This window comes from Bacillus sp. LR--39 (assembly GCF_053613335.1).
This window is the reverse complement of sequence record NZ_JBSIOT010000002.1, coordinates 241,974-262,742: the sequence shown is the minus strand read 5'-3', so window position 1 is coordinate 262,742 and position 20,769 is coordinate 241,974. Positions and strand designations below refer to the sequence as shown.

General features: G+C 48.1%; 20 protein-coding genes. 9 read left to right on the top strand and 11 right to left on the bottom strand.

The window, feature by feature from the left end:
* Positions 1-10 precede the first annotated feature (10 nt).
* Complete coding sequence (gene celB / locus ACWHAR_RS11010) at positions 11-1,345, bottom strand: PTS cellobiose transporter subunit IIC (RefSeq protein WP_032875728.1); 1,335 nt, start codon at positions 1,343-1,345, stop codon at positions 11-13.
* Positions 1,346-1,506: 161 nt separating this feature from the next.
* On the opposite strand from celB (ACWHAR_RS11010), the gene ACWHAR_RS11005 reads away from it, so the two are divergent.
* The gene (locus ACWHAR_RS11005) at positions 1,507-3,252 is read left to right on the top strand and encodes a S8 family peptidase (RefSeq protein ID WP_032875725.1); all 1,746 of its coding nucleotides are present in this window, start codon (positions 1,507-1,509) and stop codon (positions 3,250-3,252) included.
* 58 nt (positions 3,253-3,310) lie between these two features.
* Here ACWHAR_RS11005 and ACWHAR_RS11000 read toward each other — a convergent pair whose 3' ends face one another.
* From ACWHAR_RS11000 to ACWHAR_RS10990, 3 genes are all read right to left on the bottom strand, one after another.
* The gene (locus ACWHAR_RS11000) at positions 3,311-4,171 is read right to left on the bottom strand and encodes a glycosyltransferase family 8 protein (protein ID WP_029325753.1); all 861 of its coding nucleotides are present in this window, start codon (positions 4,169-4,171) and stop codon (positions 3,311-3,313) included.
* Positions 4,172-4,430: 259 nt separating this feature from the next.
* Positions 4,431-5,063: a GTP pyrophosphokinase gene (locus tag ACWHAR_RS10995; protein WP_007407732.1), complete on the bottom strand. Its 633-nt coding sequence runs from the start codon at positions 5,061-5,063 to the stop codon at positions 4,431-4,433.
* Between the two features lie 130 nt (positions 5,064-5,193).
* The gene (locus ACWHAR_RS10990; protein WP_003150884.1) at positions 5,194-6,129 is read right to left on the bottom strand and encodes a 1,4-dihydroxy-2-naphthoate polyprenyltransferase; all 936 of its coding nucleotides are present in this window, start codon (positions 6,127-6,129) and stop codon (positions 5,194-5,196) included.
* Between the two features lie 442 nt (positions 6,130-6,571).
* Between ACWHAR_RS10990 and ACWHAR_RS10985 the strand changes: the two genes are divergently transcribed.
* From ACWHAR_RS10985 to ACWHAR_RS10960, 6 genes are all read left to right on the top strand, one after another.
* Complete coding sequence (locus ACWHAR_RS10985; RefSeq protein ID WP_003150882.1) at positions 6,572-6,721, top strand: teichoic acid D-Ala incorporation-associated protein DltX; 150 nt, start codon at positions 6,572-6,574, stop codon at positions 6,719-6,721.
* A gap of 15 nt (positions 6,722-6,736) precedes the next feature.
* A complete protein-coding gene (gene dltA, locus ACWHAR_RS10980) occupies positions 6,737-8,248 on the top strand; it encodes a D-alanine--poly(phosphoribitol) ligase subunit DltA (RefSeq protein WP_032875723.1) in 1,512 nt (503 codons plus the stop codon).
* A complete protein-coding gene (dltB, locus tag ACWHAR_RS10975; protein ID WP_012118762.1) occupies positions 8,245-9,426 on the top strand; it encodes a D-alanyl-lipoteichoic acid biosynthesis protein DltB in 1,182 nt (393 codons plus the stop codon). Before dltA ends, dltB begins: the two co-directional genes overlap by 4 nt.
* Before the next feature lie 16 nt (positions 9,427-9,442).
* Entirely contained in the window at positions 9,443-9,679 is a 237-nt protein-coding gene (dltC, locus tag ACWHAR_RS10970) for a D-alanine--poly(phosphoribitol) ligase subunit 2 (protein ID WP_003150875.1), read from the top strand.
* Entirely contained in the window at positions 9,680-10,858 is a 1,179-nt protein-coding gene (gene dltD, locus ACWHAR_RS10965; protein ID WP_032875719.1) for a D-alanyl-lipoteichoic acid biosynthesis protein DltD, read from the top strand.
* A 183-nt stretch (positions 10,859-11,041) separates the two neighbouring features.
* Positions 11,042-12,133 carry a branched-chain amino acid aminotransferase gene (locus tag ACWHAR_RS10960; protein WP_025650062.1) on the top strand — a complete coding sequence of 364 codons (1,092 nt, stop codon included), beginning with the start codon at positions 11,042-11,044 and terminating at the stop codon, positions 12,131-12,133.
* Between the two features lie 41 nt (positions 12,134-12,174).
* On the opposite strand, the gene licH is transcribed toward ACWHAR_RS10960, so the two are convergent.
* The 7 genes from licH to ACWHAR_RS10925 form a co-directional block, all read right to left on the bottom strand.
* Positions 12,175-13,503: a 6-phospho-beta-glucosidase LicH gene (gene licH / locus ACWHAR_RS10955; protein WP_003150870.1), complete on the bottom strand. Its 1,329-nt coding sequence runs from the start codon at positions 13,501-13,503 to the stop codon at positions 12,175-12,177.
* Positions 13,500-13,832 carry a PTS lichenan transporter subunit IIA gene (licA, locus tag ACWHAR_RS10950; protein ID WP_003150867.1) on the bottom strand — a complete coding sequence of 111 codons (333 nt, stop codon included), beginning with the start codon at positions 13,830-13,832 and terminating at the stop codon, positions 13,500-13,502. Before licA ends, licH begins: the two co-directional genes overlap by 4 nt.
* Positions 13,833-13,850: 18 nt before the next feature.
* Positions 13,851-15,209: a PTS cellobiose transporter subunit IIC gene (gene celB / locus ACWHAR_RS10945; protein WP_032875716.1), complete on the bottom strand. Its 1,359-nt coding sequence runs from the start codon at positions 15,207-15,209 to the stop codon at positions 13,851-13,853.
* A 15-nt stretch (positions 15,210-15,224) separates the two neighbouring features.
* The gene (gene licB, locus ACWHAR_RS10940) at positions 15,225-15,533 is read right to left on the bottom strand and encodes a PTS lichenan transporter subunit IIB (RefSeq protein ID WP_003150863.1); all 309 of its coding nucleotides are present in this window, start codon (positions 15,531-15,533) and stop codon (positions 15,225-15,227) included.
* A gap of 98 nt (positions 15,534-15,631) precedes the next feature.
* Complete coding sequence (licR, locus tag ACWHAR_RS10935) at positions 15,632-17,587, bottom strand: transcriptional regulator LicR (RefSeq protein ID WP_032875713.1); 1,956 nt, start codon at positions 17,585-17,587, stop codon at positions 15,632-15,634.
* Between the two features lie 146 nt (positions 17,588-17,733).
* Positions 17,734-17,868, bottom strand: coding sequence for a hypothetical protein (locus tag ACWHAR_RS10930; protein ID WP_369719122.1), 135 nt, complete (start codon positions 17,866-17,868; stop codon positions 17,734-17,736).
* 51 nt (positions 17,869-17,919) lie between these two features.
* The gene (locus ACWHAR_RS10925) at positions 17,920-18,510 is read right to left on the bottom strand and encodes a DNA-3-methyladenine glycosylase (protein WP_032875710.1); all 591 of its coding nucleotides are present in this window, start codon (positions 18,508-18,510) and stop codon (positions 17,920-17,922) included.
* Between the two features lie 209 nt (positions 18,511-18,719).
* Between ACWHAR_RS10925 and ACWHAR_RS10920 the strand changes: the two genes are divergently transcribed.
* Positions 18,720-19,748, top strand: coding sequence for a FecCD family ABC transporter permease (locus ACWHAR_RS10920; protein WP_032875707.1), 1,029 nt, complete (start codon positions 18,720-18,722; stop codon positions 19,746-19,748).
* On the top strand, positions 19,749-20,762 hold the full coding sequence (locus ACWHAR_RS10915; RefSeq protein WP_021494727.1) for a FecCD family ABC transporter permease: 1,014 nt from the start codon (positions 19,749-19,751) through the stop codon (positions 20,760-20,762). It begins immediately after the preceding gene.
* The last annotated feature ends 7 nt before the right edge of the window (positions 20,763-20,769 follow it).

Genomic DNA, 20,769 nt, shown 5'->3' with positions numbered 1-20,769 from the left:
GCCCGTTTTTTTATGTTTCTTCAGTGACGTTTTGTTCCGCCGCCCGTTCCTCTCTCCATTTTTGAAGATCCCAAATTCGGAAAAACGGATAATAGATGATAAATGTAATCAGGAGATTGATCAGCTGCATGACCGAACCGGAGATTTTCCCGCCCGTCGCCAAATAACCTGAAATCAGCGGCGGCATCGTCCACGGCACGGCGATTCCCGCCGGTTTTGCCACCATCCCCGTGCTCATCCCGATGTACGTCGCCGTAATGGTCAAGAGCGGCGCAATGATAAAGGGCACGATTAACAGCGGATTCATGACGAGCGGCATCCCGAAAATAATCGGTTCGTTAATGTTAAAAATCGCGGGCCCGATGCCGAGACGGCCGAGCTGTTTCATCTGTTTGCTTCTGGAGCGCACAAGCATGGTCAGCACAAGGGCAAGCGTCGCTCCGCTTCCGCCGACATTAATCCATATTTGAAAGAACTGTGTCGTAAAAATGCTCGGCAGCGCTTCTCCCGCCTGAAAAGCCAAACGGTTGGCGTCCATCGCCCCGTACCAGATCGGCGACATGACGCCGCCGATAATGGACGCGCCATGTATGCCGCACGACCAAAGCAGCATTTGCACGAATTCGGCGATAAGACTTCCGCCGAGACTCCCGCCCAGAATAGACAGCGGGGTCCCCAGCAGATCGCCTACGACATTGTGGAGGCTTTTAAAGGGAGTTATTTCAATAAACAGACGGGCCAGCCATACAAGCGTAATAATAATGAAACCGGGGATGAGCGCAACGAACGATTTGCTGACCGCAGGCGGCACTCCGTCAGGCATCTTAATGACGATATTTCTTTGTATGATAAACCGGTACACTTCCGTAGACAGCATTGCAATGATCATCGCGACAAACAGACCTTTGCTTCCGAGCAGCGAAATCGGAATGCCGCCTCCCACCATAATCTCTGTTGCCGAGCCGTCAGGAATAAACGGAATCTGATACGGCGTCGCCAATAAAAAGGCGGCAAGGGCAATGGCTCCTGACGACAGGGCATCCACCTCATAGCTTTCCGCAAGCCGGTAAGCAATCCCAAAGGCGGCGACAAGCGCCATAATGTCAAAGGACGCATTCACGGGATACCCGAGCTTTTCAACCCAATTTTCACCGAAAAGACCAGCCATAAAATCGGCATAACCGGGAATCGGAAGACTCGTCAGAATCAGAAAAACCGATCCTATGATGATAAGGGGCATAGTCAAAATAATGCCGTCCCGCAAAGCTCTTAAGTGCCTTTGGCCGGCGACTTTTCCGGCAACAGGCATGATTTTTTCTTCCATGACCCGATTGAACTTACTCATTTATCAAAAACCCCCTTTTTGAGTTCATTGCGCAGATGTCTTAAAGCATTTTCTCCATCATATTTTGGAAACGCTTACATTTGCATACAGAAATTTTCCTTATCCCTTAGGAAAAAAAGAATTCCGCACTGCCGATATATAAAGAAAAAGGGGGAATTGCAATGTATCACACCCTGAAACCGATAATGGCCGCGGCCTTGTGCGTCAGCCTGTTCTCCGCCGCGGCGCCCGCGCACGCCGAGACGCACGACCGGGACGTTATCGTGGTGTACAAAAATCAAGACGGCAAGGAATCCGCTATAGACAGCGGAGCGGATGTGGAACAGACCTATCAGCATCTCCCGGCAGTCGCCGTGTCAGCCGATTCACAAACGGTGAAAGACCTGAAACAGGACCCTGACATCTTATATGTAGAAGACAATGTATCTTTTCAGGCATCAGGCGGTTCTGATATCCGCCCGTTATCAGCGGCCCAAAGCAGCAGTTACGCGCTGCCGCAATGGGATATAGAACCGACTCAGGTCAAGCAGGCGTGGAAAGAAGGCTTGACAGGAAAAAAGGTGAAAGTGGCTGTCATTGACAGCGGCATTTACCCTCATGATGACCTTTCCATTGCCGGAGGCTATTCCGCAGTCAGCTATACTTCCTCATACAAAGATGACAACGGACACGGGACGCATGTCGCCGGAATCATTGCGGCCAAACATGACGGATACGGCATTGACGGCATCGCGCCGGATGTCCGGTTATATGCGGTTAAAGCATTAGACAGAAAGGGTGCGGGGGATCTTAAAAGCCTTCTTAAAGCGATCGACTGGTCGATCGCCAACAAAATGGACATCATTAATATGAGTCTCGGAACTAACGCTGACAGCAAAATTCTTCACGACGCCGTAGATAAAGCATACAAAAAAGGAATCGTGATCGTAGCCGCCGCAGGAAACGACGGCAACAAAAAACCCGTCAATTATCCGGGCGCCTACAGCAGCGTAACGGCAGTCTCAGCGTCAACTGAAAAAAACGGGCTCGCGGCTTTTTCCACGACCGGAAAACAAATTGAATTTGCCGCACCCGGCACCAATATTACGAGCACGTACCTGAATCAAATGTACGCCGTAGCTGACGGCACATCTCAAGCCGCACCGCACGTCACCGGCATGTTCGCGCTGCTCAGGCAAAAATATCCCGAGGAAACAAATACACAGCTCCGGCAGCAGATGCAGCAAAACGTCAAAGATCTGGGCGCTCCCGGACGTGACAGCCGATTTGGGTACGGCCTGGTGCAATATCACGTAAAGCAAAAGAGCTTTGCCGAACGGGCTGTAATAAAAGCGGAAAAGACGAAAAAACAGGCAGATATCAATCAAGCAAAAACGGCCGTCAGCAAGCTGTCCAAGTCAAAGGGAAAAACCGCTCTCGAGTCCCGGATCAATAAAGTTCAGACGGCAAGAAATGTGACGGACGCAAGAGACAAAGTCCGGACTGCCGAAAAACAAAAGAAAAAAACCGCCGTCAATGCCGCACAAAGCGCCATTCGCAAATTACCGGCCGGTTCAGAGAAAAAAGGGCTGCAAAAACGGCTGAACGCTGTCAACTCAAGCCTTTTGAAAACAGCTGAGGCCAGCGTCAAGCAGGCGGAAAAAAAGACCTCTGAGGCCAACACCGCAAAAGCCCAAAAAGCAGTCAGCGAAATCCAGCCGGGAAAAGAAAAAACTGCTCTGGAAAAACGGCTTGGCCGGATAAAAGATAAACTCAACCGGCAGCAGGCTAGAGACAAAGTAAAAGCCGCGGAAAAAAACAAGACGAAAAAAGCAAAATCAGCGGCGCAAACAGCAGTCAGCCGATTGAAGCCGTCTGCCGAAAAGACCGGCCTGCAAAAACGCATGCGTGCGATTCGGGTGAAATAATAAAAAAAAACGCTTATGAGCCGGATAACGGCTTCACAAGCGTTTTCATCATACCTGCCTATTGGTTCATGGCCGGGCGGTCAATCGTGTTCCATTTCGTAAAGGACATATATCGGAAATAATGATCACGATACGGGTGCGAGGTGCCTGTATTCCAAGGCTTGTCGCTGCCGCAGAAATGGACGATGGCCGGTTCGGCACGTGTTTCTCTGTAACGTATACGGTCGATCAGTTCAGGAGGCGTTTTCTCATTCATGATAATATGCGTCTGCGCGTTCCAGCGCGGATGCAGTTCATGCCATTGATCATATAAGATCGCGTTAAGCGCGTCCTGATCATGGAACACGAGAAAATCCTCCGAGCTGTTTTCGTTGATAAAATCAATCACCTTTTCGGAAATATTTTGTTTTCTCCAAGGTTCGAAATCTATAATCATAATGCCGGAATTAAAATACTTGGCAGTGTCGCTGATATTCATTTTTTTCAGTCTTTCATGCTGTCCGGCGTCTTCTACCGCCGCAACTATTGCCGGGGAAATATCCAAATCCCATAAAACCGAAATATCTTCCATCACAATTGCATCGCAATCAATGTAAATCATCCGCTTTACGGACTCATCCTTAATTAAATCAGGGATGGAAATGCGGTAATAAGCCGCTTTTGTAATGTGGCTGCTTTCGACTGCATGCTTGTATTGATCAGCGTCTACTTCTAAAAATTCAAGCGGCGTCCCGAATGACATCGCGGTCTGTTCAAGCTTGTCCTTGTTTTCGGCAGTAATTCCGCCGTCGATCACATATAATTTGGCATTCCTTGTTTTATCCATATTCATCAATAAAGAAGCGAACATCCCACCCAAATGACGAGCATAATGATCATCGGCACATGATACGATATGCATTGTTTCATTCTTTCCCACTGATATTCATCTCCCTTTTTGTTGTACAAATGTCTTTCCCTTTTTTTTAAAAGTAAACCTTGATCTTACACATTTTTTCTGGGGGAATGTGCTGTTTGCGATTTGATATCTTTTGCATTCTCTGTTCAAATTCAATCAGCATTTCAGCCTGAATCATCGTCAGAATAAATCGCGCGGGAAAGCGAAAACACGTAAACATAAAAACAACCAGCCGGACTGCGTATAATAGCGGTCCGGCTGGTTGTGATGGGTCAATCGTTTAATCGACTTCTTTCTTAATCCCAAGCATCTTTTCGTCTAAATAATGGGCGATGTCCGCCGCTTCCTTCAGCTCGTCGGTCAGATGCTTTGGGACTTCGTTATTTAATTTGTAATAAATTTTATGTTCAAGGCTCGCCCAAAAATCCATGGCAATGGTGCGGATTTGAATTTCCGCCTTCACATATTCCACACGATTCGTCAAATAAACGGGAATTTCAATAATCAAATGCAGGCTGCGGTAGCCGTTCGGCTTCGGATGTTTGATATAATCCTTCACCTTTACGATCTTCAGGTCCTTATGCTGCTTCAAAACCTCAGCGACATTATAAATATCGGAAATAAAGGAACAGATAATCCTGACACCCGCAATATCATGAATATGCTCTTTCATTTCCTGCGTCGTCACATCGCAGCCTTTGCGCATCAATTTATTGACGATACTCTCGAAACTTTTTACGCGTGATTTTGTATGCTCGATCGGGTTATGCCCGTGAATCAGATTATATTCCTGGCTGATGATAGAAAACTTCGTATCCAGCTCATCTAAAGCGAATTTATAAACTAACAATTCATTTTTCCAATCTTCCATGACCGTTTTCAAATCATCCATATGGGCTGTTGACAAGTCCATTTTTTTCATCTCCTTGCTTTGCTGTCCGTATATAAGACGTGTCAGTCCTCAGTCAGGTTCTTTACAAAATCGTGAAGATTATGTCATAAAAAAAAGCAAATGCCGGTTATGGCATTTGCCTTTCATTTGATCAGCGGAAATAACTGATCAGGAGTCCGATTGAAAGCAGGAATCCGAAGAATGTATTGGTTTGCGCCGTTGATTTCATCGCAATAATCATGTTCATCGGCATTTCGTTTTTCACAAAGCCTTTCACGGCCTGAACGGGTTTCGGCACGCTCAGGAAGACCAGGAACAGCCACGGGCTTGTGTAACCCATGATGACAAGACCGACGATCCAGATGTAAGCGATGGCAAATGATGCGGCCAGTATCATGACGGCCCCTCTATGCCCCATCAAAATGGCCAGCGTTTTACGTCCGCCTTTTTTATCTTCCTCAATATCACGGATATTGTTGGACAGGTTAATCGCTCCGACCAAGATAGCGATCGGGATAGAAATCAAAATGCTCTGTTCATTAATTCTGCCTGTCTGAATGAAGAAAGAAATAAGGACAAATACAGAGCCCATGCAAATGCCGGAGAACAGTTCCCCGAACGGTGTATACGCAATCGGCAGCGGGCCGCCCGTATACAGATAGCCGATCAGCATGCCGGCAAGGCCGATAGCCGCAAGCCACCAGCTGCTGCTCATGCAGATATAAACACCGAGCACGAGGGCAATCGCATAAGAGCCGAGCGCCAGCTGCAGAATTGTTTTCGGCTTCATGCCGTGGCGGACGATCGCTCCGCCGATACCGACGGAATCCTCCGTATCTAAACCGCGTTTAAAATCGTAATATTCATTGAATAAGTTCGTGGCGATCTGGATCCAAAGGCAGGAAAACAGCATGGCCAAAAACAGCAGGAAATCAACCTTTACGTAAAACATCGCCAATACGGTGCCGAGAAGTACGGGCACAAACGATGCCGTCAATGTATGAGGGCGGGTTAGCTGCCACAAAATGCGGCCCATGCTTTCTTTCTCGGGCGTCTTTTGGCTGCCCCCCATATTGTTTTGATTCATTTTCCTCTTCCTTTCTATTAAAAGGCTTTCACAGTCAGCCGATAACAGTAGTGTTGAATTGGGGTTTTCACGTTTCTGCTACCTTATCTATCATAATAATTTCTTCCTCATTTCACAAGATGCGGCGCTTTATCGGCTATCCTGCCGGAAACGGCTTTTCGCCCTTCTCCATTGGGGTTCGGCACAAGCCTGCTTAAGAAAAAGCCGCCAAAATTTTTTTACCTCGTTTATATTTACGATAAGTTAAAAATCCCGCCTGAACAGCGCCTTTTTAGTATGATCATTTGCCAATTTATACATGCGTGTTTTCCATCCTTTTGTTCCTCATTCATTTTTAAGGAAATTTTAAGCTTAGGATATTAGACATATTTTGAAACTTTTTGTTAATCTAATCGTCATATACTGGTGTAATTATTGAATACGCGGGGAAGGAATTTTGAATATGATGCAAAAATTAAAACGTGCTTATGAAAATACATTGATCAAATGGACGTTTCATACGGGCTTTTATTTTCTGATATTAGTATTGCTCTTTTGGATGTATGGATTTCATACAGCGAATACCGGCACTTATATTTACAACGATTTCTAATCGGGGAGGATAACTATGAAACTACTTGATGCTATAAAAACATACGCAGACGCCAAGCCGCAGGCCGAAGCGTTTCGTTCCTTAGATCATTCCCTCACTTACGGGGAATTATGGGATTTGTCGGAGCGGGTTGCTTCCGGCATTCAAAAACATACAGCTGACGGTTCGAAAGCGCCTGTCCTGGTTTACGGACATATGGAGCCGAATATGATCGTTTCTTTCTTAGGAAGCGTCAAAGCGGGCCGCCCTTACATCCCTGTCGATGTTTCCATTCCGGCGGAGCGGATCGTCAAAATCATTGAAAGCTCAGGCGCAGAGCTGCTTATCAGCGTATCGGGCGATGCAGTCGATACGGGAAGCAATCTGATTAAAACCGTTACGCCCGAAGAGCTTGCAGCTGACGGAGATGCAGACCTCAGCCGTGAGAACTGGGTAAAAGAGCTGGATACGTTTTACATTATTTACACGTCCGGCAGCACGGGAAATCCGAAGGGCGTGCAGATATCGGCCGATAACCTGCAAAGCTTCACTGACTGGATCTGCAGGGATTTTCCTGTGGGCGAGGGTAAGACATTCTTAAACCAAGCTCCGTTTTCTTTTGATTTATCGGTCATGGACATTTTCCCGTCGCTTCAAACGGGAGGTACGCTGCACTGCGTAACGAAAGACAAAATCAATAAACCGAAAGTACTATTTGAAGAATTGGAGAAATCCAAACTGAACGTCTGGACATCGACGCCGTCTTTCGTCCAAATGTGTCTGATGGACCCCGGCTTTACGCAGGAACTCCTGCCTGAGGCAGAAGTATTTATGTTTTGCGGAGAAGCGCTTCCGGCTGCCGTGGCACAGGAGCTGTTAAACCGTTTTCCGAAGGCGCGCGTATTCAATACATACGGCCCGACTGAAACAACGGTTGCCGTCACCTCCGTTGAAATTACGCAGCAGATCATCGATGAACATGAATCTCTGCCTGTCGGTTTTGCAAAACCCGATATGGATATCTTCATCATGGATGAAAACGGGAATAAGCTTCCGGACGGAGAAAAAGGGGAAATCATCATCGCGGGCCCGAGCGTAAGCAAAGGCTATCTCGGAGAGCCTTCTCTGACGGAAAAAGCGTTTTTCCCGATCGACGGCCAGTGGGCATATCACACGGGTGATGCCGGTTATGTTCAGGATGGTCAGATTTTCTGCCAAGGACGCCTTGATTTCCAGATTAAGCTTCACGGCTACCGCATGGAGCTGGAGGAAATCGAAGTACATGTAAGGCAGTCTCAATATGTGCGCACGGCGGTTGTCATCCCGTATCAGCCTAACGGACCTGTCGAATATTTAATTGCCGCCATCGTGCCTGAGAAACATGATTTTGAAAAAGAATTCCAGCTGACAAGCGCCATTAAGAAAGAACTGGCTACTTCGCTTCCGGCCTACATGATTCCGAGAAAATTCATTTATCAGGATCACATTCAAATGACTGCGAACGGAAAAATCGACCGTAAACGCATTGGCGAAGAGGTTCTTGTATGACGCCTTACAGCTCGTTTTTCTTCTTTATCTTACTTGGAATCCTTCTTTTGCCGACGATTATTTTAGGGCTGAACGGCAAGAGATTCCAAGGATACAACATGTTTATATCCATCATCGTATTGGCTTTGATTTTCGCGCATGATCTGCACGGCGTGATCGCACTATGTATCTTTACGCTGTGGCAGGTGCTTTTAATCAGGGGTTATCTCGCTTACAGACTGAAAGCCAACAGCGGCTTTGTCTTCAGTATGGCCGTGATCGCGTCCATTTTACCCCTGTTTTTATCTAAATTATGGCCGTTTTTCTTTCCGCCGGCGCCTCATCACCCGGTTCATAACCTGATCAGTTTCTTAGGAATTTCTTATTTGACATTTAAAGGCGTCCAGCTGATCATGGAAACGAGAGACGGGCTGATTAAAGAAAAAATGCCGCTTCACCGCCTTTTGTACTTTATTATGTTTTTCCCGACCATTTCTTCCGGTCCGATCGACAGATACCGCAGATTTGCCAAGGACGAACAGAAAGTATGGACAAAGGGAGAATACGCTGATTTACTGTATACCGGCATTCATAAAATTTTTATCGGTTTCTTATACAAATTCATTATCGGATATGCGATTAACACGTATTTCATTATGAATCTGTCTCATATCACCCACAGCAAACTGTGGGGTAATGTGCTGTACATGTACGGATACAGCTTGTACCTGTTTTTTGATTTTGCGGGTTACACGATGTTTGCCGTCGGTGTAAGCTATATCATGGGTATCAAATCTCCGGAAAACTTTAATAAGCCGTTTATCAGCAAAAACATTAAAGACTTCTGGAACCGCTGGCACATGTCCTTATCCTTCTGGTTCAGAGACTACGTATTTATGCGCTTTGTTTTCTGGATGACAAAGAAAAAATGGATAAAGAACCGGATGGCCGTCTCGAACATCGGGTATTTCCTGCTGTTCATGCTGATGGGCGTCTGGCACGGACTCGCCCTGCAATATATTGTATACGGCCTGTACCACGCCGTATTAATGACCGGGTATAACTTTTTTGAGAAATGGAATAAGAAATACAAATGGCTGCCCGCCAATCGTTTTACGGCCTTTTTAGCCATCGTCATCACATTCCATTTCGTATGTTTCGGATTTTATATTTTCTCAGGAAAACCATTTCATCACTAAAGGAGATTGAAAACACATGGAATTTAAACAGGAAGTATTAGACGTATTAGCTGAAGTTTGTCAGGAGGACGCTGTGAAAGAAAATCCTGATATTGAAATCTTTGAAGAAGGACTGCTTGATTCTTTCGGAACTGTAGAACTGCTGGTCGCCATCGAAAACCGCTTCGGCATTACAGTGCCGATCACTGAATTTGACCGTGACGAGTGGAATACGCCAAACAACATTGTAAACAAACTGACTGAGTTGAAGTAAATGAAAAAGCGTTTCTTTGGACCAATTATTTTAGCGTTCGTCCTGTTTGTCGGAGCTATCGCAGTTCCGGCTTCATGGCTTACGCGCTTCATTCCTGAAAAACGTGTCGAAGAGTCGGCGGCAGCCTTAAATCCGAATATGTTCCAGGGGCTCTATCTGCAAAACAAAATGTTCGAAGACTCGAAGTATATGCCGATTTTCGGTTCTTCCGAGCTTTCAAGACTGGATGAGTTTCACCCGTCCAACTATTTCCAAGTGAACAACCAAGGCTTTACTCCTTATCTTGTCGGAAAAGGCGGGGACCAATCCTTGATACACGCCGTGAACTTTGCGGCGCATTATCAGCAGCTGAAGGGCAAAAAACTGGTATTCATTGTTTCTCCGCAATGGTTTATCAAAAAAGGTTCTGATGAACAGCACTTTGCGCCGAATTTTTCATCACTTCAGGCATTGGATTTAGCATTTAATAACCAGATTGATCCCGCGGTCAAAAAGAACATGATGAAGCGCATGCTCCGTTTTAAAGTCGTTCAGCATGATGCCGTCCTTTCTGAATTATACAAGGGAATGGTCAACGGACAATCATGGAAAGTGAAAGCGGTCATGCCGGCTGCCAAAGCTTATTATTCTCTGCTTGAGAAAAAAGATCTTTATTATTCAATGGGAGAAACCAAGGGCCCTGAACGGACGATCTCTGAAAACCTGAAAGGGAAATCGTGGTCAGAGTTAAAAACAGCTGCCGCTCAATTAGGAGAACGGAGCTCCAAGTCCAATCCTTTCTATATCGATGACGCTTCTTATAAAAAGATTAAGAAGAAAGTAAAGAGAGTGAAAGGAATCAACAAAAAAAGAACATACGCCAAATCAGTCGAATATCACGACTTTGCGGATATGCTGGACATTCTGAAAGATGCCGGCGCTGAGCCGATGTTCGTGGTTATTCCTGTCAACGGAAAATGGTATGACTACACCGGCTTCCCGAAAAAAGGCCGGACTGATTACTACAAAAAAGTCACTAAGCAAATTAAAGCGAAGGGCTTTCAGGTTGCCGACTTATCCGGGCACGAATATGATCCGTACTTTATGAAAGACACCATCCATATCGCCTGGAAGGGCTGGGTGTACGTCGATAAAGCAATGGAGCAGTTTTACAAAACCGGCAAGGTGACGGTTCACTGAGCACGGTGATGACAGAATACGTAAAAACGAACAAGCAGGGGGCATTCTCTCCCCTGCTTTTTATGTGATTTGATTTTTTCACAAATTTGAGGAAAACTATTGCGAATATTTGTTGAAGGTATACAATAGAATATAAATTATTTTCAAATAAGTTTGACAATAACACCAATAGGGAGACAGAACATTATGAAACAAGATATTCGTGTTGAATTGACTTCAGCCAAAAAACCGAAACCGGACCCCCATGACCTTGCGTTCGGCAGAATTTTCACCGACCATATGTTTGTTATGGATTACGATGCTGATCAAGGCTGGTACGATCCGAGAATTATCCCTTATCAGTCCATCTCAATGGATCCTGCGGCCATGGTTTATCATTACGGCCAAACCGTTTTTGAAGGGCTTAAAGCGTATGTAACGAAGGATCAGGAAGTGCTTCTGTTCAGACCGGAGAAAAATATGGAGCGCCTGAACCAGTCAAATGACCGCCTTTGCATCCCGCTCATTGATGAAGAGCTTGTTCTTGAAGGCCTGAAACAGCTCGTAGCCATCGACAAAGACTGGATTCCGAAAGCGGAAGGCACTTCCCTTTATATCCGTCCGTTTATCATTGCGACTGAGCCTTTCCTCGGTGTAGCGGCATCCCATACGTACAAGCTGTTTATCATTCTTTCCCCGGTCGGCTCTTATTACAAAGAAGGCATTAAACCGGTAAAAATCGCCGTGGAAAACGAATTCGTGCGCGCCGTCAAAGGCGGCACCGGAAACGCGAAAACCGCCGGCAACTACGCATCAAGCCTGAAAGCGCAGCAGGTTGCGGAAGAGAAGGGATTTTCCCAGGTTTTATGGCTTGACGGCATTGAGAAAAAATACATCGAAGAAGTCGGCAGCATGAACATCTTCTTCAAAATCAGCGGCGAGATCGTGACGCCGGAGCTGAACGGAAGCATTCTTGAAGGAATTACGAGAAATTCCGTCATCACCCTTCTCAAACATTGGGGACTGACTGTGTCTGAGCGAAAGATTTCGATCGATGAAATCATTCAGGCGCATCGTGACGGCCGATTGGAAGAAACATTCGGAACCGGTACGGCGGCGGTCATTTCTCCGGTCGGCGAACTGATCTGGAATGATGAAAGTCTTGTCATCGGCAGCGGTGAAACCGGAGAGATCTCGAAGAAATTGTACGATACCATTACAGGCATTCAAAAAGGCGCGGAAGCCGACGTGTTCGGCTGGACGACAGAAGTCGCCTCACTAAGCGAATCAAAATAAGCAAAAAACCCGGAAGCGAATCCGGGTTTTTTTTACTGCTCTTATGCTTCAATCGACTTAAAGAAATGAGGCAGATGTTCTTTGTGGGCCTCAAGCATTTCATCCAGAATGGCCTTTGCCACGGAGTCTGACGGGACGAGAGGGTTGATCGTCATCGCAAGTAGCGCCGTTTGATAATCTCCCGTGACGGCTGCTTCAGCGGCGACGCGCTCAAATGATTTGATTTGCTGGACGAGTCCGCGGACAGACACCGGCAGATCACCGACGGCGATCGGTTTCGGACCGTCTTTCGTCATGACACAGTTCACTTCGACCGCTGAGTCATTCGGAATGCTGGCGATCGCGCCGTTGTTTATTGTATTGACGGGCTGGATATCATGTTTGTCGTTATAGATGGAGCTGATCAGGTTGCAGGCCGCGTCACTGTAGTACGCTCCGCCCCGTTTTTCAAGCTGCGGCGGTTTGATAGCGAGATTCGGATCTTTGTACAGTTCGAACAGTTCTTTCTCAACCTTCTGCACGACCTCGGCGCGTGTGCCCTCCGTCTGTGACGCTTCTATTTCATGCTCGAGCATTTCTTTCGTTTTGAAATAATAGCGGTGGTAGCCGCAAGGAATCAAATCAAGCGCCTTCAAGAATTCAGGCTCCCATTCCGCGCCTGAAATATTTTTCATCGTCATGGCGTTTTCCGGGTCTCCCATGGCTTCAATGACTTGATCTTTCACGCTGACGCCGTCTAAGAAAACATCTAATCCGAAGACCATGTGATTCAGCCCGGCAAATTGCACTTCGATCCGGCTGACATCCACATCCAATGCTTTTGCGACGCCCATTTTAATGCCGATCGGCACATTGCAGAGACCGACGACTTTTGTGAGATTCGAGTAGCGGAGCAAGGCCTCGGTAACCATGCCGGCAGGGTTTGTGAAATTCACGAGCCATGCATTCGGACAAAGCTCTTCGATGTCTTTCGCGATTTCCAGAATAACCGGGATGGTGCGCAGCCCTTTGAATAAACCGCCCGGACCGTTTGTCTCCTGGCCGATTACGCCGTATTTTAACGGAATCCGTTCATCTTTGGCGCGGGCCTCAAGAAGGCCGACGCGGAATTGAGTCGTTACGAAATCCGCATCCTTCAAAGCTTCTCTCCGGTCAAGCGTCAGGTGAATCTCTATCGGAACACCCGCTTTTTCGACCATGCGTTTTGCAAGCGTGCCGACGATATTGAGTTTTTTCTCGCCTTCAGGAATGTCGACGAGCCATAATTCTCTGACAGGCAGTTCCTCATAGCGCTTAATGATGCCTTCCACAAGCTCCGGTGTATAGCTTGAACCTCCGCCGATCGTTACAATTTTAATTCCTTTTGTCATATTTTTGCTCCCCCTTGCAGACTCACTTTTTCGTAAATCTCGACTAACTCAGCGGCCAAGTCTTTCACGGTCATGGCATTCATTAAATGATCTTGCGCATGCACCATCAAAAGCGTCATGTCTGTTTTTTCTCCGCCGGCTTCATTTTGGATCAGTTCTGTCTGATAATGATGGGCTTCGGTCAGTTCCCTTGCGGCTTCCTGAAGCTTTTCCTCGGCCATGGCTCTGTCCCCCCGCTTTGCGGCGGCAATGGCTTCCATTGATGCGCTTCTGCCGTTGCCGCCATGCAGGATGATCTGAAAAATGGTCTGTTCCATTTTTTCATTCATGTGTTTCACTCCCTTTCTCTACAGCACGGCTTTTTCGTCTCCCTGTACGGCTGGCGCCTGCGATTGTTCAAGTTCGTTTTCTTCTTTCAGCTTTTGCGAATCCCACATTCTGAAGAACGGATAGTACACGATAAAGGCTGTGATGATATTAATCGCCTGCATGACAGCCCCTGATATTTTTCCGCCCGTGGCAAGATAGCCGGAGAAAATCGGCGGCATCGTCCATGGGACGGCAATGCCGGCAGGTTTAGCGACGAGGCCAGTGCTCATGCCGATATAGGTAAAGACCAGTGTGACAAGCGGTGTGATAATGAACGGAATGAGAAGCATCGGGTTCATGACGATCGGCATTCCGAAAATAATCGGCTCATTAATATTAAAGACGGCCGGCCCGATGGCGAGTTTCCCAAGCTGCTTCATCTGCTTGCTTCGCGAACGGAGAAACATGGTGACCACGAGCGCCAGTGTCGCGCCGCTTCCGCCGATGTTGATCCAGATTTCAAAAAACTGCTGGGTGAAAATATTCGGAAGCGCATCGCCCGCCTGAAACGCAATCCGGTTGGCATCCATCGCTCCGAACCAGATCGGCGCCATGACGCCGCCGACTATGTTTGCCCCGTGTAATCCGCACGCCCACAAGAGCATTTGAACCGCTTCGGCTATCAGGCTTCCGCCGAGACTTCCCCCAAGAATCGAGAGCGGCGTCCCCAGTACAACGCTTACAATGTTATGAAGGCTTTCAAACGGCGTCGCTTCGACAATTAAACGCGCGCCCCAGATCAGAAAGATGACGGCAAAGCCGGGAATTAAAGCGACAAATGATTTGCTGACCGCCGGAGGCACGCCGTCCGGCATTTTGAAGACGAAATTCCGCTGGATGATCAGGCGGTAAATTTCCGTCGACAGCATGGCGATGATCATCGCGACAAACAGCCCTTTGCTTCCCATGAGAGACAGCGGGATGCCGCCGCCCACCATGATTTCCTCTTTGGCGCCGGAAGGCAGAAACGGAACTTTGTACGGCGTTGCCAAGAGAAACGCCGCCAAAGATATCGCACCGGCCGATAAAGCGTCCACCCCGTATTTTTCGGCCAGGCGGTAGGCGATTCCGAAAGCGGCGACAAGACCCATGATTTCAAAGGTCGCATCAACCGGATATTGCAGTTTTTGAGACCAGGCGCTTCCGAACGTCTTTGCCATGAAATCCGCATATCCCGGAATCGGCAGGTTGCCGATGATCAGAAAAAACGAACCGATGATGATAAGCGGCATGGTGAGGATGATCCCGTCACGCAATGCTTGCAGATGCCGCTGGGAGGCAATTTTTCCGGCAATGGGCATGACTTTCTCTTCTAAAAACTGGTTCACCTTATTCACACGGCCCGCCCCTTTCTACGATGCGTTTCCGAGCTGTTCCGCTGATTTCAGAACCTCCGCTCCGTTGCACGTGCCGTAATGGACGGTATTGATGACTTCAACCGGCACTCCTTTTGATTCACCCAATTTTTTCAGCTGCGGAAGCAAATAACGGACTTGAGGCCCAAGCAGCAATACGTCCGCTTTATCAATATGCTGGTTGACTGAATCGCCTGACACCGCCCAGATTTTATATTCTTTTCCTTGTTCCTGCGCGCTTTTTTCCATCTTGGTGACGAGTAAGCTTGTTGACATCCCTGCTGCACAAACGAGTAATATATTCATGTAAAAGACCTCCTGAAAGTTTGATATTTTGTATGTCTCGATGTTAGTACCATCATATTATGAAATCGCTTTCATAACTACTCAGGCTTTTTCCGCTGCTAACGGAAAAAAGGTGTATCCCGGTCTTTCTCTGATCGTTTGTCTCTGAATACTCGTAAAACCTCCTGATAGGTTGTGCATTTTAAGAGACGGCTTACCGCGGCCGGATCATCTAACATCCCGCCGAGCCATTTGTACATATGCTGGAGGTCGGCCTTGCTTTCTTTCTCGACGCAGAGCAGGCAGACAAATTGGACACGCTTATCCGCCCAGTCAATCGGTTTCTTCAGCGTGCATACCGCCCAAAACGTCGTGTCTGTCTGCGGAACGAGCGGGTGCGGAATCGCCGTAAGATTGCCGAAACTCGTAGGAGAAATCGCTTCCCTTTCAAAAATAGAATCGGTCAGAGAATCAGAAGCGAGGCCGGCTTCTGCAACCTGCTGTCCGAGAAAACGGATAACGTCCTCCTTCGTCTCCAGATCCTGCTGCAAAAATACCAGCTCCGGTTTCAGAAAGTTCAATTGTTCCCGCTTTTCTTCCAGCATGGCGTCGATTTTTGTAAAATCCCCGCCGCCCAACAGCGTCTGAACCTTTAATACGGGAACTGGCAGGTCTTTTTTGATCGGCACTGTGCTGACCACAAAATCAATCGACTCAAAGGAAAGCTGGTCAAGGCTGCAGTAATCAGCCGTTCCGACGATTTCAAGACGCTTTGCGAACCGGGAACGGAGCTTTTCTCTTAAAAGCTGCGCGCTGCCGGCGCCGGACGCACAGACAATCAGACAGCGCTTAGGCGGCCGTTCCGTCTTTCTCCTTTCGATGGCGGCTCCGAAATGAAGCGCCAAATATCCGATCTCATTTTCATGAATATCAATGCCGGTTTGCTCCTTGATCACGATTCCCGCAATCACTCCCGCTTCAAATGCGAGCGGATAATTTTCCTTTATGGCGGCGAGCATGGGATTTCTCAGGTTCATTCCGTACCGGTTTCGGTTAATCGCCGGCTTGATATGGAGCGCAAGACCCGCTTTCAGCTCATTGTCATCCGTGATTCCGAGCTTCAGCTCCCGCTCAATGGCTTCGATCATGGCCTCCGTCAAATGGCTGGTTTCTCCGTCTATCAGCCTTGTAAGCTCTTTTCCTTCCAGTTGTGACTGGGTCATGCGCTTTGTCCCGAGCAGGTGAATGGCGATATAGGCGGTTTCCTGTTCGGGAAAGGTGACCGAAAGCGCAGATTCAAGCTCTTTTACGATGGCTTCCGCTGACTGATATTCTGTTTCAAGCTTAATATCATGAAGATCTTCCGGAATGAGAGATACATAGTTTTCTGTCCGGATTCGTTTGCAGGCAATGGCGATATGGATGATGAGATTGTTCAGGCCGAAGAAAGAAAGCGGGATCTTATGGTTTCGAACCTGCTTCATAATGGCTGTGCGGATCACATGAATGTCGTCTTTCGGCAGAATACCGGCCTTTTCACTCAGGAGATCAGGCTCAGGCTCGCGGTCGTCCACTAAGTATTCCGCCATACAATAACGGAGGCGGAGCTCTTCGCCGCGCAGCTTAAAGCCGTAGTTCGGCCTTGTTTCCAAAATGATGTCATAGGGGCGGAGCCGTTTTTTGACTTCTTTTAAATCAGATTGAAGTGTGGATTTACTGATGAACAGTTCTTCCGCCAAGTCATCCAGCTTGAGGTAGCCGTCGGTCAGAAGCATTCTTTTCATAAGGTAATCTATCCGTTCATCGGGAAAAATCGGCACGGTGCTGTTTTGCTGGAAATTGTCCTGAAGCCAGTTTTTAAACGGCTGTTCATTCCGGATCAGCAGCTTATAGCCGCTCCCTCTGACAGATTGAATGGATGCGCCGTGTTTTTCTACAATGGTTTGCAGTTCCTTTATGTCATTGCGGACCGTCCGTGTCGTTACCTTTACATTTGCAGCGATGACTGAGCTTGTAACCGGTGTTTCAGCAGCTAAAAGCAAGCGCAGAAGTTCACGAAGCCGCCCATGAAGCATGAGAAAAACCTCCTATCAGATCAGATGCAGACGTGAAAAATGGGCAAAAAGAATGAGGAAGGGGTAAATGTATGTAAATTCTATAATGGGAAGGATTTCAAGTCAATGCGGCAATCCGATGCCAAGCCCGTAAAAAAACAGCCGGATCAGCCGGCTGTTCGGGATGCGGACATGCGGTTCCGCTTAGATGCCTTCCGTTCTTTTATGATTTTTCTGATGATCGGATAGATGACGGGCGCCCATTTGATAATCGTTTTGAAAAATTTTTTCAATGTCTGAATCCCCTTTCTTTTACCTTGTCTTTCCCCTGTTATCAGCGGTTATAAACATGGTCAGCGTGAGACATACCGGTTCCCCGTCACCCAATAGCGCCACGGATAATCCCGGGCTTCTCCGCTGTTGTCAATCCCGATTCTCGGGCCTGTTGATATATGTTCAGGCGTAAAGCCCTCGGTAATATACAGCGGCGGTTCCGTGATCATGCCGCCGTAGTCGTTCATTGAAATGCCCATCGCTTTCGTCAGTTTTCCCGGGCCGTTTGTCCACTCTCTCGGGGGTCTGCCCGGTCTCCTGCTCTCCATCAGGAACTGTCCTTCATGAGGCTCCGCCGCCCTGATTAACACGGCCTGCGGAATGCCGATGTCCGCGGCGACGACGTTCATTAATGTATGAGTGTGCATGACATATGTATAAATGCGGCCCGCCTCATGGAACATAATTTCCGTCCGTTTCGTACGCCGGTTGCCGAAGCTGTGCGCCGCCCGGTCATCCGCTCCCATATAAGCTTCCGTTTCCACGATAAAACCTGAAGCCGTTCCCTCGTCCGTCTCCTTCACCAAAAGACAGCCGAGCAATAAAGGGGCAAGCTCCACTGACGGCCTCTGGTAAAATTCAATCGGCAAAGGCTTTCGTTCTCCCGCCATTTGCCTCCCTCCTTTCTGAATATAGCTATTTCCTCTTTCACGTTTTTCACTTCTTTTTTACAATATAAACATGAAAAAAAAGGACATCATTGTTGAACGCTCTATTGCGTTTTGAAAATCGGCTCGGTATAATATGATGGTTCAAATGAAAATGATTCTCATATTCAATAAATACCGGACAATGATCATAAAAGTAGGTGAATTGATTTTTGAGCGATTCTGTCACGTCCGCAAACCGTCTGATCAGCATCTTAAAAAACGGGGTTTTCTTCCTGATCGCGGTGATCGGGCTGCTTGTATCTATTTTTTTCGCCGTCTCATTCGGCGCGAAAGACATTACTTTACATACGGTTTGGTCGGCTGCTGCTGATTACAATCCGAACATAACGGGCCAGCAGATCATTCATGAATTGCGTCTTCCGAGGGTGCTAGGGGCGGCCGTTACAGGAGCCGCTTTTGCCGCAGCCGGCGCCCTCATGCAGGGTGTCACGAGAAATCCGCTTGCCGATTCGGGTGTCTTAGGCGTAAACGCGGGCGCCATGTTTGTTGTTGCGCTCAGTTTTGCTTTTTTCCCTCATTTGTCATACGCCCTGCTGATGGTGATGTCATTTTTGGGAGCACTGGCAAGCACCGGCTTGATTTTCTTTATCAGTGCGGCGGGAAAAGGCAGCATGACACCTTTAAAGGTGACGCTTGCCGGGGCGGTCGTGGCCGCTCTTTTACATTCACTCAGTACCGGTGTGGCGATTTATTACGATTTAAGCCAGGATTTGGCCTTCTGGTACGCCGGCGGGGTGTCAGGGATCAAGTGGGCTCATTTACAAGTCCTTGTTCCCGTGATTGCAGTCTTCATCATTCTCGCGACATTCATGGGCCGGTCCGTCACCCTTCTCTCAATGGGAAATGACGTGGCGGCGAATTTAGGGGTGAACACGGTGCTGACGCGTGCCGCCGGATTAATGATCGCCGTCGTTCTTGCCGGTGTGTCTGTTTCCGCTGCCGGCGCGATCGGCTTTGTCGGGCTGGTTATTCCCCATATCGCGCGAAAGATCGTCGGCGTTACGTACAGGCTGATTATTCCGATGTCCGCGTTACTCGGCGCGATTCTATTGATTTTGGCTGACCTGGCCTCGCGCACGGTCAGTCCCCCGAGGGAATTGGCGATAGGCATTATGGTCGCACTTGTCGGTGTCCCTTTCTTTCTTTATATTGCCCGCAAGGAAGGGAGAGACTTATAAATGAAAGTGCAGAAAGAAACAAAAAAAGCGGCGGCGGCAGGACTCATTCTGCTGGTCATCGCCGTTTGCATGATTCTGATCGGGCTGCATACGGGCTCATTCCGGCTTTCTCCTCTCACCGTGGGAAAAACGCTGTTCGGATACGGCACGTTTCAGAGCACAACCGTTTTATTCGATTACCGGCTTCCCCGGATTCTGGTGACGATGCTGGCCGGCATCGGTTTAGGAGTGTCGGGCGCTATTTTGCAGGGTGTATCCCGAAATCCGCTTGCCGATCCGGGCATTCTCGGACTGCATGCCGGCGCTTCCTTCGGTTTGATGATGTATATCACATTCTTTCATTCCTTGGAGGCGCAGGCGTCGATGTTCATCCCGCTGTTTACGTTTGCGGGCGGAACACTCGCCGCCCTGCTGATCGTAGTGCTTACGTACGACAGGCTGAACGGTTTTTTAACGATCCGCATGCTGTTAGTCGGGATCGCCGTTTCCGCAGGCTTCAGCGCCGTTACATTGTTTATGTCGCTGCGCCTGAATGAAGAAACTTATACATTCGCTTCCCGCTGGCTGGTGGGAAACGTCTGGGGCAGGGATTGGATTCACGTGTGGTCGCTATTGCCCTGGATCGGCATTCTCGCACCGCTTGCATGGCTGAACGCCCGGTCTTTGAATATTTTAATGCTCGGTGACCAGGCAGCCGCGGGGCTCGGCGCACACGTGCAGAGAAAAAGGATCATGCTGATCGCCATAGCGGTCGGCTTGTCCTGCGCGAGCGTTGCGATGGCCGGGGGAATCGGCTTTATCGGCTTTGCCGCCCCTCACTTGGCAAGACGGCTCGTCGGCACCATGCATCAGCATATTATTCCGATTGCAGGATTAATCGGACTTGTCATTCTTGTCGCGGCAGACACCATCGGCCGGTCTTTGTTTCAGCCGAACGCCATTCCGGCCGGCGTGGTTGCTGCAGCCATCGGCGCGCCGTATTTTCTCTATCTCGTCATGAAAATCAAATCATAAAACAAGG